This window comes from Nocardia brasiliensis ATCC 700358 (assembly GCF_000250675.2).
Lineage (GTDB): Bacteria > Actinomycetota > Actinomycetes > Mycobacteriales > Mycobacteriaceae > Nocardia > Nocardia brasiliensis_B.
The window spans coordinates 2373996-2397184 of record NC_018681.1; the positions used below are offsets into that span (position 1 = coordinate 2373996).

Below are 23189 nucleotides of genomic sequence, written 5' to 3' on the forward strand. Positions count from 1 at the left end.
GTCAGTTCTCCTTGTCCGCGCGCCCGCTGAGGCGTTCCACCCCGCGTAGCAGGGCGCTGTGATCGAGTCCGCCGTCGCCGTTCGCCTTGGCGGCGGCCACCAGCTGGGCGACCAAGGCGCCCAACGGAACCACGACGCCGGCTTCGCGGGCCGCGGCCGTGACGATGCCCATGTCCTTGTGGTGCAGGTCGATTCGGAAGCCAGGCTGGAAGGTCCGCGAGAGCATGTTGTCCTTCTTCTGCTCGAGCACCTTCGACCCGGCCAGCCCGCCGCCGAGCACGCGCAGCGCCGCCTCGGTGTCCACGCCGTATGCCTCGAGGAAGAGGACAGCCTCCGACAGGGCCTGGATGTTGGCCGCGACAATCAGCTGATTGGCGGCCTTGACTGTCTGGCCGGAGCCGCTGGGGCCCACGTGCACGACGGTCTTGCCGACCACGTCGAAGATCGGTTGTGCCGCAGTGAAATCCGCCGCGTCGCCGCCGACCATGATGGACAGCGTGGCGCCGACCGCACCCGCTTCGCCACCGGAGACGGGGGCGTCCAGCAGCCGGAAGCCCCGCTGCGCCGCCTGTTTCGCGAGTTCCACCGTGACATCGGGCCGGATGCTGGAGAAGTCGATGATCAGCGCGCCGCGTTCGGCGCTGTCGAACACGCCCTTCTCCCCGGCCAGCACGTCCTGTACATCGGGGGAGTCGGGCACCATCACGCAGATCACCTCGGCGCCGTGCACGGCGTCGGCGATCGAGGTGGTGGCGCGTCCGCCCGCCGCGACGAGCGGTGCGGCCTTGTTGGTGCTGTGGTCGTAGGCGGTCACCGAGTGACCGGCGGTGGCGAGGTGCACGGCCATGGGGCTGCCCATGATGCCGAGTCCGATGAATGCGATTGTGCTCATGCGATATCCCTGAAGTTGTTGCGTGGCAGTGGTTAGGCGGTGACGCCGCGACGTTCGCGGGGCAGCCAGCCGAAGCTGTCGGCGGAGTCGCCGGACGGCTTGTATTCGAGTCCGACCCAGCCGCGGTAGCCACCGGCCTCGAGTGCGCCGAGTTGCTGGTCGAGCGGCAGGTCGCCGGTGCCGGGTTCGTGCCTGCCGTCGTTGTCGGCGATCTGGACGTGGGCGATGCGGGCGGTGTGCGCGGCGATCACCTTGTCCACGTCGTCACCGTTGACCGCCAGGTGGTAGAGGTCGGCGAGCAAGGCGATATTCGGTGCGCCGGTGGCGGTTTGCACCCGGTCGAGCACCGCGAGCGCCTCCGCCGCGGTGCGCAGCGGATATCGGGTCGCGCCGCTGACCGGCTCGATCAGCACGGTGCCGTCGATCCGGGCCGCGGCCGCGGCGGCCAGCGCGAGGTTCTCGGTCGCCACCGCGTCCTGCTCTTCGGCGGACGCCTCGTCGACCCGATTGCCGTAGAGCGCGTTGAACATTCGGCAGCCGAGTCGCTCGCCGATCGCGAGGGTGGCGTCGATGTTGTCGCGGAACTCGGTGGACCTGGCGGGCCAGGACACCAGTCCGCGGTCGCCGAGCGGCATGTTGCCGGCCGCGAAGTTCAAGCCGACCAGCGCCACGCCCGCATCGGCGATCGCGGCGACGAACGCATCGGCTTCCCGGTCGCCGGGCACGGCGCGGTCGAACGGCCACCAGAACTCGACCGCGTCGAACCCGGCCGCCCGGACCGCCGCGGCCCGTTCGAGCAGGGGTAGTTCGGTGAACAGGAGTGAGCAGTTGACGGCGTAGCGAAGCGAATGACCCACGGATACCTCCGAGTAAATTCCGCTATACGGAAAAAGACTTCTGTTATGTGGAATATGCTAGGAGTCCGGCTCCGGCCTCGTCAAGGAAAACGCGCAGCGTTCGGCTGGCCTCGGCCCGTCGGCTGGCCTCGGTAGACTTCCGCCATCCGGAAACATGGAGGTGGCCTGGTGACCGCAGCGAGCGAAGCCAAAGGACGGACCGGCGGCGTCCAATCGATCGAGCGTGCTTTCGGCCTGCTCGAGACGATGGCCGACGAGGGCGGGATGATGGGCCTCTCGCAACTCGCCACGGCGTCCGGTCTGCCGCTGCCGACCATTCATCGCCTGGTGCGCACGCTCGTCGATCTCGGCTATCTGCGCCAAGAACCGTCGCGTCAGTACGTCCTCGGTCCGAAGCTGATCAAGCTCGGTGAGAGTTCGGCGCACATGCTGAGCGTCCGGGCCCGCCCGCAGTTGGCCCGGCTCGTCGACGAACTCGGCGAGTCCGCCAACATGGCCATGCTCGACGGCGATCAGATCGTGTACGTCGCGCAGGTGCCGTCACGGCATTCGATGCGCATGTTCACCGAGGTGGGCCGCCGGGTGCTGCCGCACTGCACCGCGGTCGGCAAGGTGCTGCTGGCGGGGATGCCGGCCGAGCAGACCCGAGAACTGTTGCAGCGCACCGGCATGCCGCGCTACACCGAGCACACCATCACCGACCCGGTCGAGTTCGCCGCGCAATTGACGACCGCCGCGCAGCACGGCTACGCCATGGACGAGGGCGAACAGGAACTCGGCGTGCGGTGCGTGGCTGTCGCGGTGCCCGATGCGCCCGCCCAGCTGGCGATCTCCATTTCCGGTCCGGTGGGCCGGATGTCCGAGGAACTCGTCGAGCGAGCGGTGCCGCTGCTCACCGAGGTCAGCCAGGCGCTCTCGGCTGACCTGAGCTGAATATCGGGTGCCCGCGCGCGGCGGTCGTTGTTAGCCTGCTTGCTTCAGCTTGCCTGTCCGAGCACGAAACCTAGGAGTCCTCGGTGGTCCACGACGATCTGCCCGCGTCACCGTTCAGCGTCCTGCCGACGCGCATCGATCTGCCCGCGGCCGAGTCGTCGATCATCGAATGGTGGCGGGCGCAGCGCATTTTCGCGCGCAGCCTGGAGCGCACCGCGGACGGGCCGCGGTGGGGGTTCTACGAGGGCCCGCCCACGGCCAACGGGTCGCCGGGCGTGCATCACGTCGAGGCCCGGGTCTTCAAAGACGTCTTCCCGCGGTTCAAGACCATGAAGGGCTATTCGGTACCGCGGCAGGCGGGTTGGGACTGCCACGGACTGCCGGTCGAGCTGGCGGTGGAGAAGGAACTGGGCCTCAACGGGAAGCCGGAGATCGAGAAGTTCGGTGTCGCCGAGTTCAACGCGCGTTGCCGGGAATCGGTGATGCGCCACGTCGGCGAGTTCGAGCGGATGACCGAACGCATGGGGTACTGGATCGATCTGGCGCACCCGTACACCACCATGTCACCGGAATACGTCGACAGCGTGTGGTGGTCGTTGCAGCGGATCTTCGAGCGCGGACTGCTCACCGAGGACTTCCGGGTGGCGCCGTACTGTCCCCGGTGCGGTACCACATTGTCGGATCACGAACTGGCGCAAGGGTATGAGACCGTCACCGATCCGTCGGTCTACGTGCGCCTGCCGCTGGTGGACCCGGTGGCCGGCCTCGACGGCGTCGACCTGCTGATCTGGACCACGACGCCGTGGACACTGCCCGCCAATACCGCCGTCGCCGTCCATCCGGCGGTGAACTACGTCGTCGCGCGCACCGACGCCGGGACATTCCTTGTCGCCGAGACGCTTTCGGCTGACGTGCTGGGGGAGGGCGCGCAGCGGCTCGCCGAGGTGCCCGGCGCGGAGCTGGCCGGCCTGCGCTATCGTCCCGCCTTCGACCTGGTCGATATCCCGAACGCGCATCGAATCGTGCTCGCCGACTTCGTGACCACCGCCGACGGCACCGGACTGGTTCATCAGGCCCCGGCGTTCGGCGCCGACGACCTCATCGTCTGCCAGGCCAACGGGCTGCCGCTGGTCAATCCGATCGAATCCGACGGCCGGTTCTTCGGCGATCTGCCACTGATCGGCGGGCTGTTCTTCAAGGACGCCGATCCGGTGCTGATCCAGGAACTCCAGCGACGCGGGTTGCTGTTCCGCCGCACCGATTTCGAGCACAGCTACCCGCACTGCTGGCGCTGCCACACCCGGCTCATGTACTACGCGCAGCCCTCCTGGTACATCCGGACCACCGCGGTACGTGAGCAATTGCGGCACGAGAACCAGCGGACCAACTGGTTCCCCGAGACCATCAAGCACGGGCGCTTCGGCAACTGGCTCGACAACAACGTCGACTGGGCCCTCTCGCGCAGTCGCTACTGGGGGACGCCACTTCCGTTGTGGCGCTGCGAGAACGGGCATGTGACCGCCGTCGGTTCGCGCGCCGAACTCGGCACTCTGGCGGGGGCCGATGTGGCGAGCATCGATCCGCACCGCCCGTACATCGACGCCGTGACCTTCGCCTGTCCGCAGTGCGCGAGCACCGCCACCCGCGTGCCGGAGGTGATCGACGCCTGGTACGACTCGGGGTCGATGCCGTTCGCCGCCTTGGGTTATCCGCACGTCGAAGGGAGCGTCGGGGCGTTCCAGCGCAACTATCCGGCGCAGTACATCTGCGAAGCCATCGACCAGACGCGCGGCTGGTTCTACACCATGATGGCGGTGGGCACGGTGGTGTTCGATCGGTCCGCCTACGAGAACGTCGTCTGCCTCGGGCTCATCCTGGCCGAAGACGGCCGCAAGATGAGCAAGCATCTCGGCAACGTGCTCGCCCCGGTCCCGCTGATGGACGCGCACGGCGCCGATGCGCTGCGCTGGTTCATGGCCTGCTCGGGTTCGCCGTGGTCGGCGCGCCGGGTCGGCCCCGGCCCGCTCGACGAGATCACGCGGCGCCTGCTGATGACATACTGGAGTACCGCCTCTTTCTTCGCGCTCTACGCGAGTAACTCAGCGTGGCAACCTGATTCGGCGCGTCCAGTGGCCGAGCGCCCCGTGCTCGACCGGTGGATTCTGGGCGAACTGCACACGCTCACCGTGGAAGTGGATGCCCGGCTCGAGTCCTACGACACGACCGGCGCCGGTCGGCTGCTCGCGGAATTCGTCGACGCGCTGTCGAACTGGTACGTGCGACGCTCGCGGCAACGGTTCTGGGACGGCGAGCAGGACGCCTTGTCCACGCTGTTCGAATGCCTCGAGGTCGGCACGCGGCTGCTGGCTCCGTTCATCCCGTTCCTCACCGAACGGGTGTGGCAGGACGTCGTGCGGCCGGGCCTGCCCTCGGCCCCGGATTCGGTGCACCTCGCCGAATGGCCCGGTGCCGACCGGGCCCTGATCGATCCGGTGCTGGCCGAGCAGGTACGCACCGCACAGACGCTCGCGGAGGCCGGGCGGGCGGCGCGCAAGGCGAGCAAGGTGCGGGTGCGGCAGCCGCTGGCCCGGGCGTTCGTCGGCCTGCCGCCGGGCACCGAACTGCCGCGCGAGCTGCTCGACGACGTCGCGGACGAACTGAACGTCAAGAGCCTGCAACGGTTGCAGTCCGCGGCGACGGTGCTCGACATCGCGGTGAAGGCGAACTTCCGGGCGCTGGGCAAACGTTTCGGCAAGCAGACGCAGGCGGTCGCCGATGTGATCCACCGTGCGGACGCGGCCGAGCTGGTCACCCAGCTTCGCGAGAACGGCTCCGCGACAGTCGATTTCGACGGCGCAGCGATCGAACTCACCGCCGGCGATGTGCTCGTCTCCGAGCTGCCGCGCAGCGGCCGGGTGGTCGAATCCCAGCGTGGCGTCACCATCGCACTGGACACCGAGATCACCCCGGAACTCGCGGCCGAAGGCAGCGCCCGGGATGTGGTGCGCGTCGTCCAGAATGCCCGGCGCGAAGCGGGATTGGCGGTCTCCGACCGCATCGTGCTCACCGTCGCCGCGGACGCCGAGGTCGCGCAGATCGTACGACAGCACGAAACCTTCATCGCGCAGGAGACGCTCGCGACCACCGTGGTGTACGCGGAGTCGGTCGAAGACGGATACACCGGCACCGTCGGTACTTCCGCCGAGATCGCGGTGCGGGTCGAACGGGCCTAGCTAGAGGCGCGCCTCCTGCCGTAGCTGGGCGAACCACGAAACCTCGTCGGCCGAGAACATGTCCGGGTCCGCGAGGCGATGGCGGACACCGGCTATGAAGCTGTCGGCGACCGCCTCGTCGCCCGCCGCCAACAGCAGGGCGTAGCGGATGACGTGGGCACGCTGGGGAGCGCGGCCGAAGCGGATATCGAAACCGTACTGCTCGCCCAACTCGTCGGCGTGCTGCACGATATCGCGCCAATCGGCGTCGATCATCGGATAGTTCGAGCGCTGCGGACCGCTCAGGCTGCCGACCAACTGCCGGTCGTACAGGGACGTGACCACCTCGGCGGCGTCGAATGTCGTGGCGAGGCCGCACAGTTCGGCCACCGTGTCCACGGCGTGCCCCCGATAGGTGAGAGCGGCGGTGGGGGCCAGCTTGGCGGTGAAATAGGTGGCGAGTTCCTCCGGACCCCAGCCGTCGCCGTAGGACTTCAGCTCGGCATATGACTCACCGGTGCGGACATCGTCGATCAGCCAGTTGAGCAGTGCGGCACGGCCCCGACCGGCCAGTGCGCGGGCGGCGGGCTCCGGATAGCCGGCCATCGCGGCGCCGAGCGACGCGCTGTCGTGAAACGTGCCGACGCCGGGCAGCGCGAACGGCGTCAGGGCACGCCGCCCGCGGCTCGCGGGTTCCTCGGCGCTCGGCGCCGCGCGGTGCACGGCCGGGGCCTTCCCGGCGAGCCACGCCTCGACTTCGGTGAAACCCCAGCGCTGCAGCGGATCTCGGGTCAGCAGACCGGCGAGCAGTCGCTGCCACCGGCTGCGCATCGCGGGCCGCAGCGCCAGGTCGTCCAGTGCGGCCAAGGAGATGTCGCGGGTGTTCACCTCGGCGTCGATGGTGCTGTCCGCCAGCTGTCTGCCCGCGTCGTCCTCGAAGTAGCCGCGGCCGACGAGCACCCGGTAGAGCACCATGCCGACGCTCCACCAGTCGTCCTCGACCCGCCAGCGTTGCGGCGCGCCCGGTGCGCTGTAGGCGGCGGTGCCCTGACCGGTGTTGGTGATCTTCGACCGGCCGCCCAGATCCACCGCGAGGCCGAAGTCGGCGAGCACCAACTCCAGCGGTGCGTCCGAACGCACCAGAATGTTGCGGGGATTCACGTCGCCGTGCACGAGCGTGGTGCCGTTCGGCCGCTGCAACGCGTGCAGCTTCGCCGCGAGCTGGCGCAGCACCTCCACCGCGAGATCCGCTGCGCCACCGTGCGGATCACGCTGCCGCAAGAAGCTGTCGAGCGAGCCGAGCCGGCAGTACTCCATCACCTCGAAATGGATGTCCAGGTCGCTGCCGCGCTCGAAGACGCGCACCGAATGCTCGGCCCGGAAGCTGTCCCGATACTGCGGCGCCTCGAAATCCACGCGGTAGCGGGGCACCTGGTGGAACAGTTTGATCGCGAAGTCGTGCCCGTTGGTGGCCCGGCACAGCCACACCGTCGCCTCGCCACCGCTGCCGAGCTTGCGCTGCACGGTGAATCGGGACGCCAGCGCGGGCGGCAGGGGCTGGAACGCATCGTGCGGGCTGCTGTCGATCCGGGTCTGCGGCGCGGGTGGGCGCGCAGCGGTCTCGCTGTGCGCGGCGCTGCCGGGATGATCGAACCGGGTCGGCGGCGCACTGGGGCCCGTGCGATCCAGTCGCGTCTCGGGCGCCGCGCGCCGACCGGAACCCGGGGCGTCCATGCGTGTTTCGTCAGCCATCGTCGTCTCCTTCGCCGTCGCAGGCCATGACCTGCAGAACGGTCACGTTGTCGCCACCGCCGCCCGCGAGGGCCAGATCGCGGAGCTGTGCGGGCAGGTCGGCCGCGCCTGCCGCGAAGAGCCGTTCGATCGCTTCGGGTTTCGCGTAGTCGTCGAGGCCGTCCGTGCACAGCAGCATGCCGGGGTCCGAAGGCAGGCGGCAGTCGAAGAACGCCGGATCCAGCAGGGTGCGCCGACCGCCGCCGAGAGCCTGCTGCAGCCGATTCGAATGGGCCGCACGGTGGTCCAGCGTCAGCTGGGCCAGATAACGGCCCTCCAGCCGATAGGCGCGCGAATCACCGACGTTGAACACCAGCGCGGACCCGTCCGGGTGCACGGTCACCCCCGCCACGGTGCAGCCCATGCCGCGCAGTTCGGCTCGTTGCGCGCCGAGGTCGTCGAGCGTCTCCGAGATCCGTTGCAGCAGCGCGCCGATGATGGCCCTGGTCTGTTCGGCTCCCACCGACACGGCGACCGTTTCCGGCGCGGTAAGGAATTCGCAGGCCAACCGGCTGGCGGTCGCGCCCCCGGCATGGCCGCCGAGCCCATCGCAGACGACGAGCGTGGTGGGCCGCTCGACGCGTATTTCGGTGGTGATCGTCGCGGGCGTCGCGCCTTGCAACGCCCAGCCGCCCCAGCCCAGCGCGTCCTCGTTGTGCGCGCGAGCCAGTCCGCGATGGGTCACCGCGGCGACCCGGATCCGCATCAGGGCTCCCATTCGATCGTGACCGGCACGTCCGCGGCGAGCCGCAGGGTGTCGCCGCGACCGATCGGATGCTCTTCGTGCTGTGGTATCCGGACCTCGTTCACGAACGTGCCATTGGTGGAGGTGTCGGTGAAATACAGGCGATCGCCGTCGTAGCGCAGCTCGCCGTGGAAGCGCGAGACATTGGTGTAGTTCTCGAAAACCACTGCGGCAGGGAACCCTTCGTCACGGCCGATGCCCACCAGCTGGCCGGGCAGTATCCGCAGCCGCGCGCCCGAGGCGACGACCAGTTCGAGCGGCCCACCGCGCGAGGGGGTTTCGGGCTCCGGCGGTGCCGAGGTATCCGGCAGGTCGTGGCCGCAGTTCGGGCACATCAGCGTCGGTGCGCCGCGGCTGCCGCAGGCGGGACAGGTGACCTCTTCGTCGGTCAGCTCAGCCATGACGCGTCGTCCAGTTCGATGTCCTGCTCGGACAGCGCCGCGGTCAGCGCCGCCATATGGCCCGGCAACGGAATGCCGACCAGCCGAACGGTTCCGCCGTCCACGTGCACGCCGAGTTGCCGTCGTTGCGCGGCATACCTGGTGAAGTCCGGTCCGAGGTAGCGTTCGCGGCCGAGGTCGGTCAGCACGTGCACGTGCTGATTCGACGAGCCACGCAGCGGCTCGCACCCCGCTTTCGCGGCGACGAACGGCTCGCTCACCAGGACGTCGACGGCGTCGAACACCCACGCGCATTTCGCGCGCAACCATTTCGCCGAGCGACCGGAGAACAGCAGGACATCCAGCGGCGCACCGGTTTCGGCGTGCCTGCGCTCGAGTCCGGCCAAGAGGGCACGCAATGCCTCGGGTTGGTCGGTGGGTTCGCCGCCGGAAATGGTCACGCCGTCCAGTGGTCCCGGGGTGTGCCGCAGCCGCTCGAGCACCCGCCGCACATCGCAGCGGGTCGCTTCGTCGGACGGCCAGGTATCGCGGGCGAGGCAGCCACGACAGCCGATCGTGCAGCCTTGGAACCAGACGCCCGCGCGGGTGCCGAAGCCCAGATTGCTCACCGGATAGTGCAAGCGTGACAACAACATCGACGTCATCTCAGGGTCACCGTCCATCCGTCGTCCGACTCGGCCAGATCCGTCACCGTCGCCGCGTCGGTACCGGGCGGCAGGTCGAACAGCGCCCGCGCCAGCGGGTTGACCAGCAGTGCCTCCACCGCGGCGGCCACCCCGCCGCCGCCGAAATCGAGCCGGGTCAGCGCCGCGGCCAGCAGCTGCTTGCGGACCGCGTCCTCGACCGTCACCGTGATGCCGGTGGTGGTGCGGACCCGGTCGATCACGTTCGAGACGAACTGCGGAACCAGCTGCGCGGCGGTCTCGTCGGAGATGAAGTCGAAGATCACCACGTCGTCGCCGATCCGGCGCAGCAACTCCGGCCGGCCGATCTCCTTGGTGAAGTAGTCGGCGATCGCCGCTCGGATGGTCGATTCGACCGTCGTGTAGGGCGTGCCGCGGGCCACGATCGGCACCCGCTGCCCGGTCGAATCCGTCCGGTACACACCGAGATTCGAGGTGAACACGATGAGCGTCTCGGAGAAATACACGGTCGACCCGCTGCCGTCGGTGAGCCTGCCGTCACCCAGGATCTGCAGGAACTTGTCCAGAATCCGCGGCGCGGCCTTTTCGATCTCGTCGAACAGGATCAGCCGGAAAGGCTGCTGGCGCACCGCATTCGTCAGTTCGCCGCCGGCGCTGTGCCCGGTGTATCCCGGTGGCGCGCCGATCAGCCTGGCCTCGGTGTGCTCGGCGGAGAACTCGCTCATATCGAACCGGACGAACGCGTCGGCGCGGCCGAAGACGAGTTCGGCGATCGACTTGGCCAATTCGGTCTTGCCGACTCCGGTCGGTCCGGCGAAGAACAGCACCCCTTGCGGGCGGGTGCCGCTGCCTGCCGTGTGGGCGCCGGTCAGTCCCATCGCCGAGCGGATCAGGATGTCCACCGACTTGCGGACGGCGACCGGCTGGCCGAGCACCTTCGCACCGAGCAGTTTTGTGCCCATCCGGATCCGCTGCTTGAGCGCGGCGTCCTGCCAAGGGTTTTCGGGGATGCCGACACGAAAGGTGCGGATGGCGTCCTCGATCCGCTCGGCCGGGATCCGTCGATCGATGGCCAGGCGGTTGATCTCCTTGATCGAGCGCAGCGTCAGACCGCTGGTCTGCCCGGCATAGCTGTCGACGACGGCCTGGTACTGCACCGAATCCCGTACGGGTGCTGCCGGGAGCGACGAGATGAGCAGCGAGACCACCGCGCGACGCTGCGCGAGCCCGGCCGCCGGAATGGAGACCACCCGGGCGAGCTGGCCGCTGATCATCCAGTGCGGCAGGTCGTTCTCTCGGTCCAGTAGCCAGAAGACCGTGTTGTACAGCGAGGTCCGGTGTGGTCCCGGCACGGTGCGGCGGGGCGCATTGGTCATCAGCCGCTCCGCGGTGATGAAGACGCGGTGCAGTTCCGCGCTGCCCAGATCCGCCGCGGGGACCAGCCGGGAGGCCGAGTCGATGATCAGGCAGCAGGGGCGTTCGGAGAGCACGACATCGTGCAGCACCCGGCGCAGCAGCGGTAGCGGATCGGTCGGTGTCCGGGAATTCGACGAGGCGGCGGCGCCGACGATCGCGGCGGCCACGCCGCCGTCGTCCATCATGACGCGCGCGCCGTCCACCGGATCGAGCGCGATCACCGACCGATGCCCCGCCTCCGCCAGCACGCTGCGCAGCGCCTCCGCCACGCTCACCAGCCTGGTCGGGGTGCCGTCGGGGCCGGGCAGCAGCACGAGATCACGCAGCGCGCCGGTGACCATGATCTGCGGGTTCGCGGCCAGCGCCACATCGATCTCGCGCAGCCAGGACGGCAGCGCCTCGACCACCGGGGAACTCATTGCTCGGCACTCCGTTCCACGGCGGATCGGCGGACGGTCGCGGTCACCGCCGCCGCGGGCACGACCTCGACGGCGGCCAGTCCGGCCCCCGATTGCCGGAACCGGTCGGGTACGACGCCGTGTGCGCGTAGCCGATCCGGCAGCGCGCGGAGGTCGGCACAGATCTCGGCTTGCGCGGGCAACGTGACCTGCTCGGGCTCCGCACCCGTATGCACCGTGCGAATATCTATCTCCCCGTCGACGATCCGGGCGCGTACGCCCAACGCCGCCGATCCGGGCGCGGCGAGCACGATCGATCCGGCGGTGTCCATGGCGACGGGTGTGACCGCATAGCCGAGGTCTGTCAAGGCCTGCTGTACCGCGTCCAGTACGAATCGGCGCTCGCGCGTGGCGTCTTCGTGTGCGATCCGCGCAGCGACGAGTGTGCGGGCCTGTGCCAGTTCTGCCGTCGGGTCGAGCCCACGGTCGAGATGGCGTTCGGCGCTGTCGAGTAACCCGGAGACGATGCTCGGGTCGGCCAGTTCTGCTGCGGCGGTGCGCAGTTCCGCGAGTTGCTCGCGGTCGGCCATTGTTCTGCGGGTTGCCGCGTTGGCGGCGGCGATGCGCGAATCGAGGTCGCTGAGCAGCATTTCGGCCCGCGCCGGATCGGCGCACCGGAGCACAGCGGCACCGGCTTGCGCGAATTCGGGTGCCGGGGCGAGCAGCGTGGTGAGCAGCCGTTCGACACGTGCGGACAGCCGCCGGAGGGTGGGCGTATCCGGCTCGGCTCGCTCGATTTCCGGCACCACCGGCTGAGTCCGGGCCAGATCGGCGAGCGCTGCCGCCACGTCACGGCCGATCTGGTCGGCCCGCTGCCGGGTCTGTGCCTGCTGGATCGCGGGTTCCGCCGCGGCGAGCGCGGTCTCCCACTGTTCGCACGCCGCGTTGATCTCTGCGGACGTCGTGTACCGACCCGTGGGTGCTTGCGGCGCGGGAAGGCCGACCGCGGTGCACCGTGCGGACACCCGGGCGGCGCGCGCGCCGAGCGCGCGCAGCCGCCGCTGCGCCTGCTCGCGCACAGTGTGTTCGGGCACCACCTGATAGCGGATGGCGGCACTGCTCATCGGCTACCCGTTCGCTCGCGTGCCACGGTAGATCCCGTAGGCCAGGTGCCCCACCACGGCGAACGCCGACGGTAGCCACCAGACACCGGCCCCGGCGCCGCTGAGCGCCTGCACGACGAAGAGCCCCGTACCCGCAGCGAAACCCCATGTGGCAAACGGAGATACGACTTCCTGTCCGACCGGATACGGGAACTGGAACGCGAGCACCGAGAGGGCGGCCACGGCGCTCAGCAGTGCGATCGACGCGTACAGCCACAGCGAAACGAAATCGCTGAAGGTCACCGAACGGACGTCATAGGCCGCGAACCAAACGGTGTCCGCGACATCGTCGCTGAAAGCCGCGGCCATGGCTCCGGATGCCGACACCAGGAATGCGAGGACGACCGCTCGGACCGCGAGCCGACCGGCCCTGATCAGGACGCGACGGCGCAGGTCCGCGGCCTGACGCTGCCGGGCCCGCCATTGCTCGGTGACCCGCGCGTCCCGGCGCTGCCGTTCGGCCGCCGCCTCGTCCCGTGCGGTATCGGCTGCGGCGTCCACCAGCAGGACGAGCGCGAGCATTCGATTCGACAGCATGGAAACGGCTAACCGCGCGGGGACAGGGGAGTGGTGCGCGAGTACTGCATGGGTTGGCCTTTCGTCGGCGGCGGACGGTCGCCACGGGGCGTTGCCGTCGATTCTCCCGCTGCGCAAGGGCCGTCGTCAGTCGTGCGATCGACCGACAGCGGCGGCGTGCGCCTGGCTCGGCTCGGCGGGTTCGCGTGCGGGCGCGACGGTGCTGGTGAGTGCGGCCCAGACGATCGGCGAACAGGACACCGCACCGGTGTCGCGCCAGGTGCGCAACTGGTCGCGCTGCCAACGCGTCAGTGCGGCAACGGGATCAGGGTCGTTGTGGGCGTCGTCGACATGCAGCGCGAGGTCCGTGGTCGGGCGTCGCGTGGGCAGCAGGCCGAGACAGGCACGGAAGGCGGCATCGGTGGGCAGCACCCAGCGGGTGGTGGTGACCAATTCCGCGCCCGCGTCGAGGGCGGCCATGATCAATCCGAAGGTCTCGGCGGACCGGAAGTCGACGCCGCCTTCGCAGGCGATGAGCGCGACCCGGCTCGGCATCGGCCAGATCTCGTGGCCCAACTGCGGGTTGGTCGCCCCGTAGCGGGCCCATACCTCGGGGTCGTCGGATCGGGTTGTGCCCAAGAGGAAGTCGAGCGCGCACAGCGGGAGATGCGCGCCGCGGGTGTGGCCCGGGGCTCCGCCCCGCGGCGTGGCCAGGCCCCATGCCCCGCCCGGCGCATCGGACGGGCCGACGACATCACCGAGATGAATTGCCGCGGAGCCTGGTTCGTTCGGCGCCGCCGAGACATGGCCGAAGTACAGGAATCTGGAGCAGCCCCGAATCAGTGCCGCGCTGAGTTGCACCCGGGTGACTTCACCCTGCACCGGCACCAGAGCGGGCACGGGTCGTGCGGCGCGGTCCTGCCCGCGACGGCGGTGCGTACCGCGGCCGGCCGTGCGGCGCTCGCGCACGACCCGACCCTCGAACTCGCCCAGCGCACCGAGGTCGTCCGGATCGCGAAAGACGTTGTGCAGCGCGGGTTGTGCGCTGGACGGCAGAATAGGGTCGATCACGTGCAGTGGCGGTAGCTGTCGCTGCTGTGCCCAGGGCACCGGTGGCCTGCTGCGACCGGCATGCAGCGTCGCGGGTGGGTCGTAGACGATCTCGGCGATATCCAGCAGCCGCCGGTCACCGTCGAGCACGAGCAGTTCCCACGGCACCTGGGCGAGCCGGGCACTCGGCGCGACCCTGATCCGGATGTGCTGGTCCCCGGCATGTTCGGCCAGCCGGGTACGCACGTCGCGGGGTAGCAGCGTGTCGGCGAGGCGCGTCGACAGATCGTGTTCGGTCGCGTACGCGGCGAAGGCGCCGATGGTCAGCGCACGCCGCACGGCTTCGGGTTCGGACTCCTGCCGAGCGTCGCTGCCGTTCCCGGTCGGGCGCGGGTGCGGCAGTGCGTCTTCCAGAGTGTCGAGGAGCTTTTCCCGGTTCCGGGCATCGAGGCGGCAGACGGTGGGCGTGCGCGCCCCGTCCAACCAGGTCCACGACAGGTAGGTGTCGCCCGCATCGGCGGCGCGCACGAGCAGTTCGATCTCCGTGACCGGGTCGTTCACGCGCGCTCGCCCTCCGCGTCGTCGGCCGGAACCTGCTCGGCCAGCAGCGGTTCGGTTCCGGGCGCGAGATGCAGCGCACTGCCTTCCAGCGTCGAGATATAGCCATCGATGGCATCGAGCCGTGCGTCGAGCTGGTCACCCAGCAGTTCATCGTCCGGAGAGACCCGCGCGGCCAGTACTTCCAGCCGATCCAACGCGTTGTTGGTCAGCGATCTGGCGCGCACGAGCATGCCCTCGGCGCGTCCCCGCAGCTGTTCCTGTATCGCGTCCGGCGCGTCGGGATCGGTAGCCGCGGCCGCCGCGACGGCCCCGCGGTGGGCGGACCACGCGTCGATCATCAGACGGTCGATCGAGCGCAGCGCGCGCCCGGTGGGCGTGCAGCGCAGGACGCCCGGCCCCAGCTCGGCCGAGAAGACGCCGAAGACCGGATCGTCGCCGTACCGCCGTCGAAACCTGATATCACCCACCAGTATTCGGTCCCGCACCTGCATCGTGGCGGTGCACAGCAGTCGGCCGCTCTGCCCGTCGGCGGCATAGGCGCGCAGGACGCCGGCCTCCCGGCACAGCGTGTCCACCTGATCCGCGAGAGGCACCTGCACGCGGGCGGTCTCGTGGCCCCCGTCTCCGGCGCGTGTCGCGGACAGCACCCGGATCTCCGGTTCGCGAGATCCGGCCCAGCGCAGGATTCGCGCGGGCACCGCAAGCAGATCCACTTCCTCCGGCAACCCCGCCGGTGTTCCACCGGGATCGGTGTCGCCGCCCAAGGTGAACGCCGACGCCGAATCACCGCTTCGCGCCAGCCATTCGAGCAATGGACCCAGCCGTCGCTCCGCATCGGCGGCTTGTCGGCGGGCGAGCTGATCGGCGATCGCGGTCACATCCGTGCCGACGTCGACACCCGCGGCCGCTCGTTTGCACTGCTGCGCAACGTCGTTGAGGGTGGCGACGGCAGCCCCGGTGAGTTCGCCGGTCAGGCTTGCCGTGGCGAGCGCGTCGAGCACCGGCGCGGCCCAGCCCAGCGTGACTGCCGCCAGCGCCGAATGGCCTACGCCTTGATCGGCCGCTGCGGCATCGAGCAGCAGCGCTCCCTCGTGCAGCGGCACCGGAAACCGTTGCGACACAGCGGCTATCAGCGCGCGCCGGGTCCATGCCGGACGGAGCCGCAGCGGGGTGTCCGCAGCGGTGCCGAGACCGGCACGGACCTGCGCGACGAGCGCGGTCACGTCGTCGGTGCAGGCACCGGCGAGCGGGGCGGGATCCGCCTGCGCGGCAACCGACCAGGCGAGGACCGTCCCCGGGTCGGCGGCGTCCACCGTCACGGACACACCGGGCCCGACCGCGACCGTGACCTCGGCGACCGCCGCCACCGAGGCGGACCGCCACACCGCGGGCGGTGGTCCGAGCGATATCGGGATGCCGCCGACACGGATCGTCTGGGATGGTCTGTCCGGTCCGGTCATGCCCCGTCCCTCGACTGTTCGACCGCCCACCGGACGGCATGCAGGAGGACATCCGCGGCGGCGGCAGGATCCATCGCCAGCGCGTGATCCGGGCGCTGTTGGCTCCAGGCCGCCGTGCACCACGCGGTGAGCGCGGCGGTGTCACCGATCAGAAGTTCGGCTTCGAGGCCGGGCAAGCCCAGGAGCCGGAGCACGAGGTCGTACTCCGCCGCCGCACCGATGCCGAGCGGGATCTCGGCACGGTGCCGGATCAGATACGTCCGCAGCGCGGTGAGCAATTCGTCCCTTGCGGTGCCGTGATCGGCCGTGTCCGCGGCCGCACGATCGTCGAACTGCCTGTGTGACTTCATTTTCGCCTCGCCGCGCAGGAGCCAGCCCAGGCGCGCGTAGAACATGCGACGAGCATCCTCGTCGGTCATGGCGCAGCCGCGGCGGATCGCCCGCAGCAGCGCGCGGTGGGTGCGTGCCCTGGCCTCGGTCAGGTGTTCCGACCGGCGTTCGAGCTGGACCGGCGGTGGCACGCCGGCCAGGGTGTGCCGCCGGATCGCCGCGACGACGTCCGCGTACTCCTGGTCCACGAACCGGAGCAGGTCCTCGGTGCGCTCCGACGCCTGCGGCGCGGTCGGCAGATCCCGGTCGTATTCCGCGATGAGCCGGTCCGCACTGTCGATGAGCCGTGCGATGAGCGGTTCGACCGCGCCGAACGGCAGCCCGAAGCGATCGGCGACGGCGACATGGTCGCGGTCGAGCATTCTCGCCTGATCCAGGATGCCGTCGGCGAAGGCGAGTACCGCCGACTGCCGGTGCGCGGCACGGTGTTCCACGGCGTCCGCGGCCACCTGCGTCACGAACGACGTGGCCACCTGCTCGGTGCCGAGCACGCCGGGTTCCGCGGCGGAGCCACGCACGAGGCGGAGGTGGACCGCGGTGCAGGCCGTCGACCGGGCTTGTTCACGGAAGGGATCGCGCAGCTTGTTCGGAATCCCGGCCGGACGCAGCGCCCAGGTCGCGTAGTAGTACGAGACGACGTAGCGCGCGAGTGGATCGGCGAAGTCGCCGTACAGGTTTCGGACGCCGCGCCACCCGGTCAACTCGCTCGTCGGTGGTGCACCCGCGCAGACGGTGGCCGCTCGGCCGTAACGGTGTGCGACCCAATCGGGTTTCGACAGATCCAGCGACCACGCGTTCACCTGATGGGTCAGGCACTTGCGGTCCACCGGGACCCGCGCGGCCGAGGCGCGCACCCAACGGTCGACGAAGGCGCGCCGCGTGTCGAGTTCGTCGGTTTCGGCGGTGGTCGAGGGCAATTCGGCTACCACACCGCCACCTCCCCGGGCCGCTCGATGGGCGCATAGGCGGCGTCGGCGGCCGCCAGGTACGGGGCGAGCGCCACATGACCGTCGGGCATGCGCAGCCGCGGCGGCGGGCGCATCGGCAGGATCGCACCGGAAATCAGTGCGGCCGCACCGCTTATGCCGGATTCGGCCAGGTGCTGGTCGATGATCGGGTCCGACATGTCTGCACCCGAGACAGCGAGCGCGGCGAGGGTGGCCTGGAGGTCGCCCCCGTCGTCGGCCGAATGATGCTCGGCCACATGGGTTCCGGAATTGATCGTGGTCTCGATCAGATCGGCCAGGAGCGTGGCGTCGCCGAGTTGGTCCGCCCACTGGAACATTCCGGCCAGGACCACCGCGTTCATCTCGCGCCACGAGATGCGGGCCGTGGCGGAGGCGAAGCCGAAGCGCTGGGCGTCGACGAAAACGGCAGCGGGCAAGCCTTGTTCGAGCGCGGCGCGCACGTCACCGGATTCGGCGGCCGCAGCCGCGCCGATCAGGTCGCATTTGGCGGCGGTGACCACGTCACCGATGTCGAGGGTGACCTGTCGCGCGGCTCGCGCGCGCGAGCGCGCGGCGTCGTAGTGGCCGGAGATCAGCTCGGCGCAGCCGAGATTGAGCAGCCCGACGGCGTGATAACGGCGATTGGCGGGATCGGAGTCGAACACCGTGAGGACGGATTCGGTGAGCTCGGCACCGATACCGTGGTCGCCCTGCATGATGAGGGCGCCGCCCAGACTCAGCCGGGCGACGGCCGCCGGGAACAGCAGCCCGGCGCGAGTCAGCATGGCCGCGGTCGTGCGGAACGCCTCTGCTGCCTGCCGATAGCGACCGGCCCGCATGTGCAGACCGCCGATGAGCGATTCGGTATGGGCGGTGTAGGGGTGGTGTTCGAACTCGCGTAAACCGGCGCGGCCGCGCTCTAGTGCTTCTTCCGCTTCGGCACTACGTCCGGTCTGGTAGTACACGAGACCGAGGTGCAGATCGGCGGTGGCCATCTCGGTGCGGAGCCCTAGCAGGACATACGCCTTGCGGGCGCGGTTCAGCAGATCCTCCGCCACGGCGTAGTGGCTCAGGTGGTACCTACAGAGGCCGCTGAATTCCAGGCACTGGGCGGCCTGCGCCCACTCCTGCGCTTGCTCGGCACTGGCTCGAACCTCGTCCAGCATGGTCAGCGCTTCGGTGAAATCACCGCCGCCGTGCACGATCAGCCGACTTTCCTCCATCAGACATGAGCGGCGCAGTTCGTCCGAGGCGGCGTAGCGGCGTGCCTGCGCGAACAGGTGCCGGGCTTCGGGGATTCGCCCGCGATGACCCTGCACCGCACCCGTATTCAGGAGGCACTGCGCGTAACGCGGGTCGTCGCGGTGATTCTCGAAGACCGCGGTCGCTTGCTGTAGCAACTCCGCGGCCTCGGTGAAATCGCCCATCGAGATCCGCACCGTGGCGAGGTGCATATCGCATTCGGCGACGTCGAGCAGTTCACCCGCCCCCGCATAATGCTCTCGGGCACGCCGATAGGCCGCCGTGGCGTCTTCGTAGTCGCTGCAATTCTGTAGCACTATGCCCGACATCACGTCGGCGGCTGCGGCGAAGCCGGGTTCGTCCGCCGCCAACCACTGCGCACGCACGGCAGTGAATTCGAGGATCGCGGCTCGTAACCGGCCCGTTCGCAGGTGGAGTTCGCCTGCCCGGAAACGGGACTGACCCGCCTGCAGATGCTTGCCCGCCGCCGCATACCCCGAACCGGCCGCGCTGAACGCGGCCGCCGCATCCTCCTTGCGTCCGTCCGCGAGGTACAGCTCGGCGAGTTCTTCATCGCAGTTCGCGGCCCCAGCAGCATTCCCCTCGACTGTTGCTGAGGCCTTCGCGCGAACGAATTCCTTTTCCGCCGTGGCGGTCTCACCCAACTCCCGGCACGCCAGCCCGATGGCGTAGGAGCATGCGCCGGTCCGCGACAGCTCCCCGGCACGTTCGTAAAGCTCGCGGGCGGTGCGATGTTCGTCGCGGACCTGATGCGCGTCCTCGATTTCCATCGCCGCCTCGCCGCAGGACTCCCGGCATTCGGCGGCCTCGACGATCCGGTTCACGGCGAGGTAGCGCTCGGCGGCGCGCCGCCACACGATCATGGCTTCGTGGAACTGCCCCGTATCGGCGAGCGCGCTGCCGAGGATCGCGTCGCAATCGGCCTGCTCTTCGAGATCGCCGAAGCATTCGAGCCCGGTGGCGGCCCGGCGCAGATACGGCACCGCGCGCTCGGGCTGTTCGAGCACATCGAAGCCGCGGCCGGCCATTTCGGCGCATTCGACGGACAATTCGGTGAGCGGACCCTCGGCGAGCAGATCCGCGGCACGCGCGTATGCGTCGGTCGCCTGCTCGACCTGTTCCGATTCCGCGTGCGCGGCGCCGATACCGTAGAGGCATTCGGCGGTGCGCGCGGTCTGCGCGCCGTCGCATTCGGCCAGCGCGGCGGTGAACGCGCCGATCGCGTCGGCGGCGTTCCCGTCCTCGAGGAGGGCCAGGCCGTGCAGGAAAACGTCGCTCGGCCAAGGGGATTCGGGCGGCGGATGGGTCATCGCTTCCAGTTGCCGCCGTGTGAATTGCAGACCAGCCCGGTATTCTTGCAGGTGTCACAGTTCATGTGGCCGAATACGTTCGAGCCACCGCCGCGACCTTTACACGACTGGCAATCGTTCAGATGTTTCGGGCATTTCTCGCACTGCATGACGGTATCTTTCTCGTTGCTCCGAGCCGAATTCGGCGAATATCGAGAACGATACGGAGCAGGCGCGCCGGGCAGTATCCGCCGAACAGATGAATCGGCCGAATCAGCCAGTGCCGCCGCAAGATCCGGGCGCTACCCGTAAGGGCGCACCACATCGGCGCTGCCGTGGCGGCGGCACCAGCTGACGATGTATCGCATGTGCAGGCCGCACCAGCGGGCGACAGCGGGCAGCGTCATCGGCACGAGCGGATCGTGTTCGCCTCGCGCCCGGATGATCGGCCCCAGATAGTGATTGGTGACCTTGTTCGCGGTGTTGAGGCCGACACCGGCGACCTCAGCGAGGGAGGCGAGGTCGACCGCGCCGCCGGCGGCGATCGCGCCCGCGAGGCGGGCGGCGGTGTTGCCACGCCTGCCCTCGAACCATTCGCACAGCGGGCGCGGCAGAGTCGTCGCGCCCGGCGGCGGTGGGCGGCGGCCGAGGGCGGCCGTGCGGATCGCGGCGAGCAACGGCTCGACGCCGGCCGACTTCTGGCACACCGCGGCCACTTCCGGCCGCCTGCGTGCCTCCTCCAGATGTTCGCGTTCCATGCTGTGGCCTTGGGCGGCCAGGATCACCGGAGCCACCCGGTCGGCCTCGTGCATTGTGCTGAGCACGTCGAGGCCGTCGAAGGCGAGTTCGAGGGCCAGTTCGGGGCGGTTCCACACCAGGTCGGTGAGCACGACATCGAAGCGGACGTTGTCCATGATGTGCCGGCGGACGTCGTCCTTGTCGATCGCGACCGCCACGGTCGAGCGCGGGAACACCGAGGCGATCACGGGCTCGATCACCCGGCCCAACGGCGATGCCACCAGGATGCGGTAATCCATGCCGGCGATCATCGCGCGCGCTCCCGGATCGAGCAAGATGTTGCCGGTATGTCGCGCGCCGTGGTGTGTCCATGCTCGAAATCGCCACAGGCATGCAGCATTACCCGCTGTATCCGCCGCGAGTTCCGCGCATTGTTGACGGGCGTCGATGACATCGTTTCGGTGACGTCGCCACCGCCACAACCCATCCGTTCGTCGCAGCCTCGGGAGCATTCGACGTGCGGCCCTCGGAGGGAGCACCGATGTCCGAACCGCTCGGCTACCCGGCCTGCGCATGCCCGGCCCTGAGCCCGCGCGAAAAGCAGGTCCTGCTCGTCTGGCTGCGCTGCGACTCCAAAGCCGCCGCCGCCCGCACCCTCTACCTCTCCGTAGCGACCGTCAACACCCACATCGCCCGCATCCGGGCCAAATACGCCGCCGCCGCCCGCCCCGCCCCCACCAAAGCCGCCCTCTTCGCCCGCGCCATCCAGGACGACCTGGTCACCCTCGACGAATGGTGAACCCCCCGTTACCCGTTCAGCGGGTGCGTTGGACGCGGGGTTCGGTCCAGATGGGGGTGGGGGATTCGTAGACGGTGCCGTCGGAGCCGAAGACGAGGAAGCGGTCGAATTGGCGGGCGAACCAGCGGTCGTGGGTGACGGTGACCACGGTGCCCGCGAAATCGGCGATGCCCTGTTCGAGGGCTTCGGCGGAATGCAGGTCCAGGTTGTCGGTGGGCTCGTCGAGCAGCAGCATGGTGACGCCGGACAGTTCGAGCAGCAGGATCTGCAGCCGCGCCTGCTGACCGCCGGACAGGTCGTCGAAGCGTTGTTCGGCGGCCTGCACGAGGCCGTAGCGGTCGAGCACGCGGCTGGCGGCCTCGCGGCCCATACCGTCGCGATGCTCGTTGCCGGTGTGCAGGATCTCCAGCAGGGTGCGATCGGCCAGATCCGGCCGGGCGTGGGTCTGCGCGAAATATCCCGGCCGGACACGCGCACCGAGAGCGGCGACGCCGGTGTGCGGGACCGGCGCGAGGTCGAGATCGCCGATCGGGCGATGTTCGGCAGCGGGATCCGTACCGCCGGTCGCGAGCAGGCGCAGGAAGTGCGATTTGCCGGATCCGTTGGCGCCGAGCACCGCAACGCGGTCGCCGTACCAGATCTCCGCGTCGAACGGCCGCATCAGCCCGGTGAGTTCCAGCTGCGTGCACACCAGCGCCCGCTTGCCCGTCCGCCCGCCGCGCAAACGCACGGAAACGTTCTGCCGCAACGGAATCGCCTCCGGCGGCCCGGCCGCCTCGAATTTGGCCAACCTGGTCTGCGCGGCGTGGTAGCGCGCCGCTACGCCGTCGTTGTACTTGGCCTTCTCGCGTAACCGCAGCACCAGTGCCCGCAGTTTCGCGTGGTCTTCGTCCCAGCGCCGGCGCAGTTCGGCCAGGCGCGCCGTACGATCCTCGCGCGCCTGGTGATAACTGACGAAGCCACCGCCGTGGATCCACGAACTCGCCCCGCTGACTCCGGGTTCGAGCGTGACGATCCGGGTGGCCGCGTTCGCGATCAGCTCGCGGTCGTGACTGACGAAGAGCACGGATTTCGCGGACGCGGCGATCGTGCGTTCCAGCCACTGCTTGCCCGGGACGTCCAGATAGTTGTCCGGCTCGTCGAGCAGCAGCACCTCGTCGGGGCCCGCGAACAACGCCTCCAGCACCAGGCGTTTCTGCTCGCCGCCGCTCAGCGTGCGCACCGCCCGCCACTTGGCGCGGTCGAAGGCCACGCCGAGCGCGGTGGTGGTCACGTTGTCCCAGAACGCCTCGATCTCATAGCCGCCGACGTCACCCCACCCGGTCAGCGCATGCGCGTAGGCCAATTGTGTTGTCTCGTTGTCGGTTTCGATCAACGCATCCTCGGCGGCGTCGAGCGCCCGCGCGGCTGCTCGCACCGGCGGCGCGGCCACCGAGAGGAGCAGGTCGCGGACCGTCGATTCGTCGTCGATCTGCCCGATGAACTGCCGCATCACGCCCAGCGATCCGGACCGGGTCACCGCGCCCTCATCAGCCGCGACATCGCCCGCGATGATCCGCACCAGCGTCGTCTTACCGGTCCCGTTCGGACCGATCAACACGGCCTTCACGCCCTCGCCGATACGAAAATTCACCCCGTCGAGGAGCTGTCGTCCATCCGGGAGGAAATAGTCGACATCGGAAACATCTACGTGGGCCACAGGGTTCCAGGCAACCCTTTCCGCT

18 protein-coding genes are annotated in these 23189 nt (G+C 69.4%); 3 read left to right on the plus strand and 15 right to left on the minus strand.

Features of this window, described 5'->3' with window-relative positions; genetic code table 11:
• Nucleotide 1 precedes the first annotated feature (1 nt).
• Nucleotides 2-892 carry a 2-hydroxy-3-oxopropionate reductase gene (locus O3I_RS10625; protein ID WP_014982908.1) on the minus strand — a complete coding sequence of 297 codons (891 nt, stop codon included), beginning with the start codon at nt 890-892 and terminating at the stop codon, nt 2-4.
• A 32-nt stretch (nt 893-924) separates the two neighbouring features.
• A complete protein-coding gene (locus O3I_RS10630; RefSeq protein WP_014982909.1) occupies nt 925-1749 on the minus strand; it encodes a hydroxypyruvate isomerase family protein in 825 nt (274 codons plus the stop codon).
• A gap of 168 nt (nt 1750-1917) precedes the next feature.
• On the opposite strand from O3I_RS10630, the gene O3I_RS10635 reads away from it, so the two are divergent.
• A complete protein-coding gene (locus O3I_RS10635; protein WP_014982910.1) occupies nt 1918-2682 on the plus strand; it encodes an IclR family transcriptional regulator in 765 nt (254 codons plus the stop codon).
• Nucleotides 2683-2765: 83 nt separating this feature from the next.
• Nucleotides 2766-5915, plus strand: coding sequence for an isoleucine--tRNA ligase (gene ileS / locus O3I_RS10640; protein WP_014982911.1), 3150 nt, complete (start codon nt 2766-2768; stop codon nt 5913-5915).
• Here the strand turns inward: ileS and O3I_RS10645 are convergent, their stop codons facing one another.
• From O3I_RS10645 to O3I_RS10700, 12 genes are all read right to left on the minus strand, one after another.
• Nucleotides 5916-7646 (minus strand): protein kinase domain-containing protein, encoded by a 1731-nt coding sequence (locus tag O3I_RS10645; RefSeq protein ID WP_014982912.1) that lies wholly within the window; start codon nt 7644-7646, stop codon nt 5916-5918.
• Nucleotides 7639-8391, minus strand: coding sequence for a PP2C family protein-serine/threonine phosphatase (locus O3I_RS10650; RefSeq protein WP_014982913.1), 753 nt, complete (start codon nt 8389-8391; stop codon nt 7639-7641). The genes O3I_RS10645 and O3I_RS10650 overlap by 8 nt, the downstream gene beginning before the upstream one ends.
• Nucleotides 8391-8831, minus strand: coding sequence for an FHA domain-containing protein (locus tag O3I_RS10655; RefSeq protein ID WP_014982914.1), 441 nt, complete (start codon nt 8829-8831; stop codon nt 8391-8393). The genes O3I_RS10650 and O3I_RS10655 overlap by 1 nt, the downstream gene beginning before the upstream one ends.
• Nucleotides 8819-9475: a 4Fe-4S cluster-binding domain-containing protein gene (locus tag O3I_RS10660; protein WP_014982915.1), complete on the minus strand. Its 657-nt coding sequence runs from the start codon at nt 9473-9475 to the stop codon at nt 8819-8821. The genes O3I_RS10655 and O3I_RS10660 overlap by 13 nt, the downstream gene beginning before the upstream one ends.
• Nucleotides 9472-11310 (minus strand): AAA family ATPase, encoded by a 1839-nt coding sequence (locus O3I_RS10665; protein WP_014982916.1) that lies wholly within the window; start codon nt 11308-11310, stop codon nt 9472-9474. Before O3I_RS10665 ends, O3I_RS10660 begins: the two co-directional genes overlap by 4 nt.
• Nucleotides 11307-12413, minus strand: a complete 1107-nt coding sequence (locus tag O3I_RS10670; RefSeq protein ID WP_014982917.1) for a hypothetical protein — start codon at nt 12411-12413, stop codon at nt 11307-11309. The genes O3I_RS10665 and O3I_RS10670 overlap by 4 nt, the downstream gene beginning before the upstream one ends.
• Before the next feature lie 3 nt (nt 12414-12416).
• The gene (locus O3I_RS10675; protein ID WP_014982918.1) at nt 12417-12989 is read right to left on the minus strand and encodes a hypothetical protein; all 573 of its coding nucleotides are present in this window, start codon (nt 12987-12989) and stop codon (nt 12417-12419) included.
• Nucleotides 12990-13115: 126 nt separating this feature from the next.
• Entirely contained in the window at nt 13116-14579 is a 1464-nt protein-coding gene (locus O3I_RS10680) for a CHAT domain-containing protein (RefSeq protein WP_014982919.1), read from the minus strand.
• A complete protein-coding gene (locus tag O3I_RS10685; protein WP_014982920.1) occupies nt 14576-16039 on the minus strand; it encodes a hypothetical protein in 1464 nt (487 codons plus the stop codon). Before O3I_RS10685 ends, O3I_RS10680 begins: the two co-directional genes overlap by 4 nt.
• Entirely contained in the window at nt 16036-17358 is a 1323-nt protein-coding gene (locus O3I_RS10690) for a hypothetical protein (RefSeq protein ID WP_014982921.1), read from the minus strand. The genes O3I_RS10685 and O3I_RS10690 overlap by 4 nt, the downstream gene beginning before the upstream one ends.
• Nucleotides 17352-19949 carry a tetratricopeptide repeat protein gene (locus tag O3I_RS10695; protein ID WP_014982922.1) on the minus strand — a complete coding sequence of 866 codons (2598 nt, stop codon included), beginning with the start codon at nt 19947-19949 and terminating at the stop codon, nt 17352-17354. Before O3I_RS10695 ends, O3I_RS10690 begins: the two co-directional genes overlap by 7 nt.
• A gap of 281 nt (nt 19950-20230) precedes the next feature.
• The gene (locus tag O3I_RS10700; RefSeq protein WP_141692054.1) at nt 20231-20965 is read right to left on the minus strand and encodes a response regulator; all 735 of its coding nucleotides are present in this window, start codon (nt 20963-20965) and stop codon (nt 20231-20233) included.
• A 242-nt stretch (nt 20966-21207) separates the two neighbouring features.
• Between O3I_RS10700 and O3I_RS10705 the strand changes: the two genes are divergently transcribed.
• Entirely contained in the window at nt 21208-21465 is a 258-nt protein-coding gene (locus O3I_RS10705; RefSeq protein ID WP_014982924.1) for a LuxR C-terminal-related transcriptional regulator, read from the plus strand.
• A gap of 16 nt (nt 21466-21481) precedes the next feature.
• On the opposite strand, the gene O3I_RS10710 is transcribed toward O3I_RS10705, so the two are convergent.
• Entirely contained in the window at nt 21482-23164 is a 1683-nt protein-coding gene (locus O3I_RS10710) for an ABC-F family ATP-binding cassette domain-containing protein (protein ID WP_014982925.1), read from the minus strand.
• Nucleotides 23165-23189 lie beyond the last annotated feature (25 nt).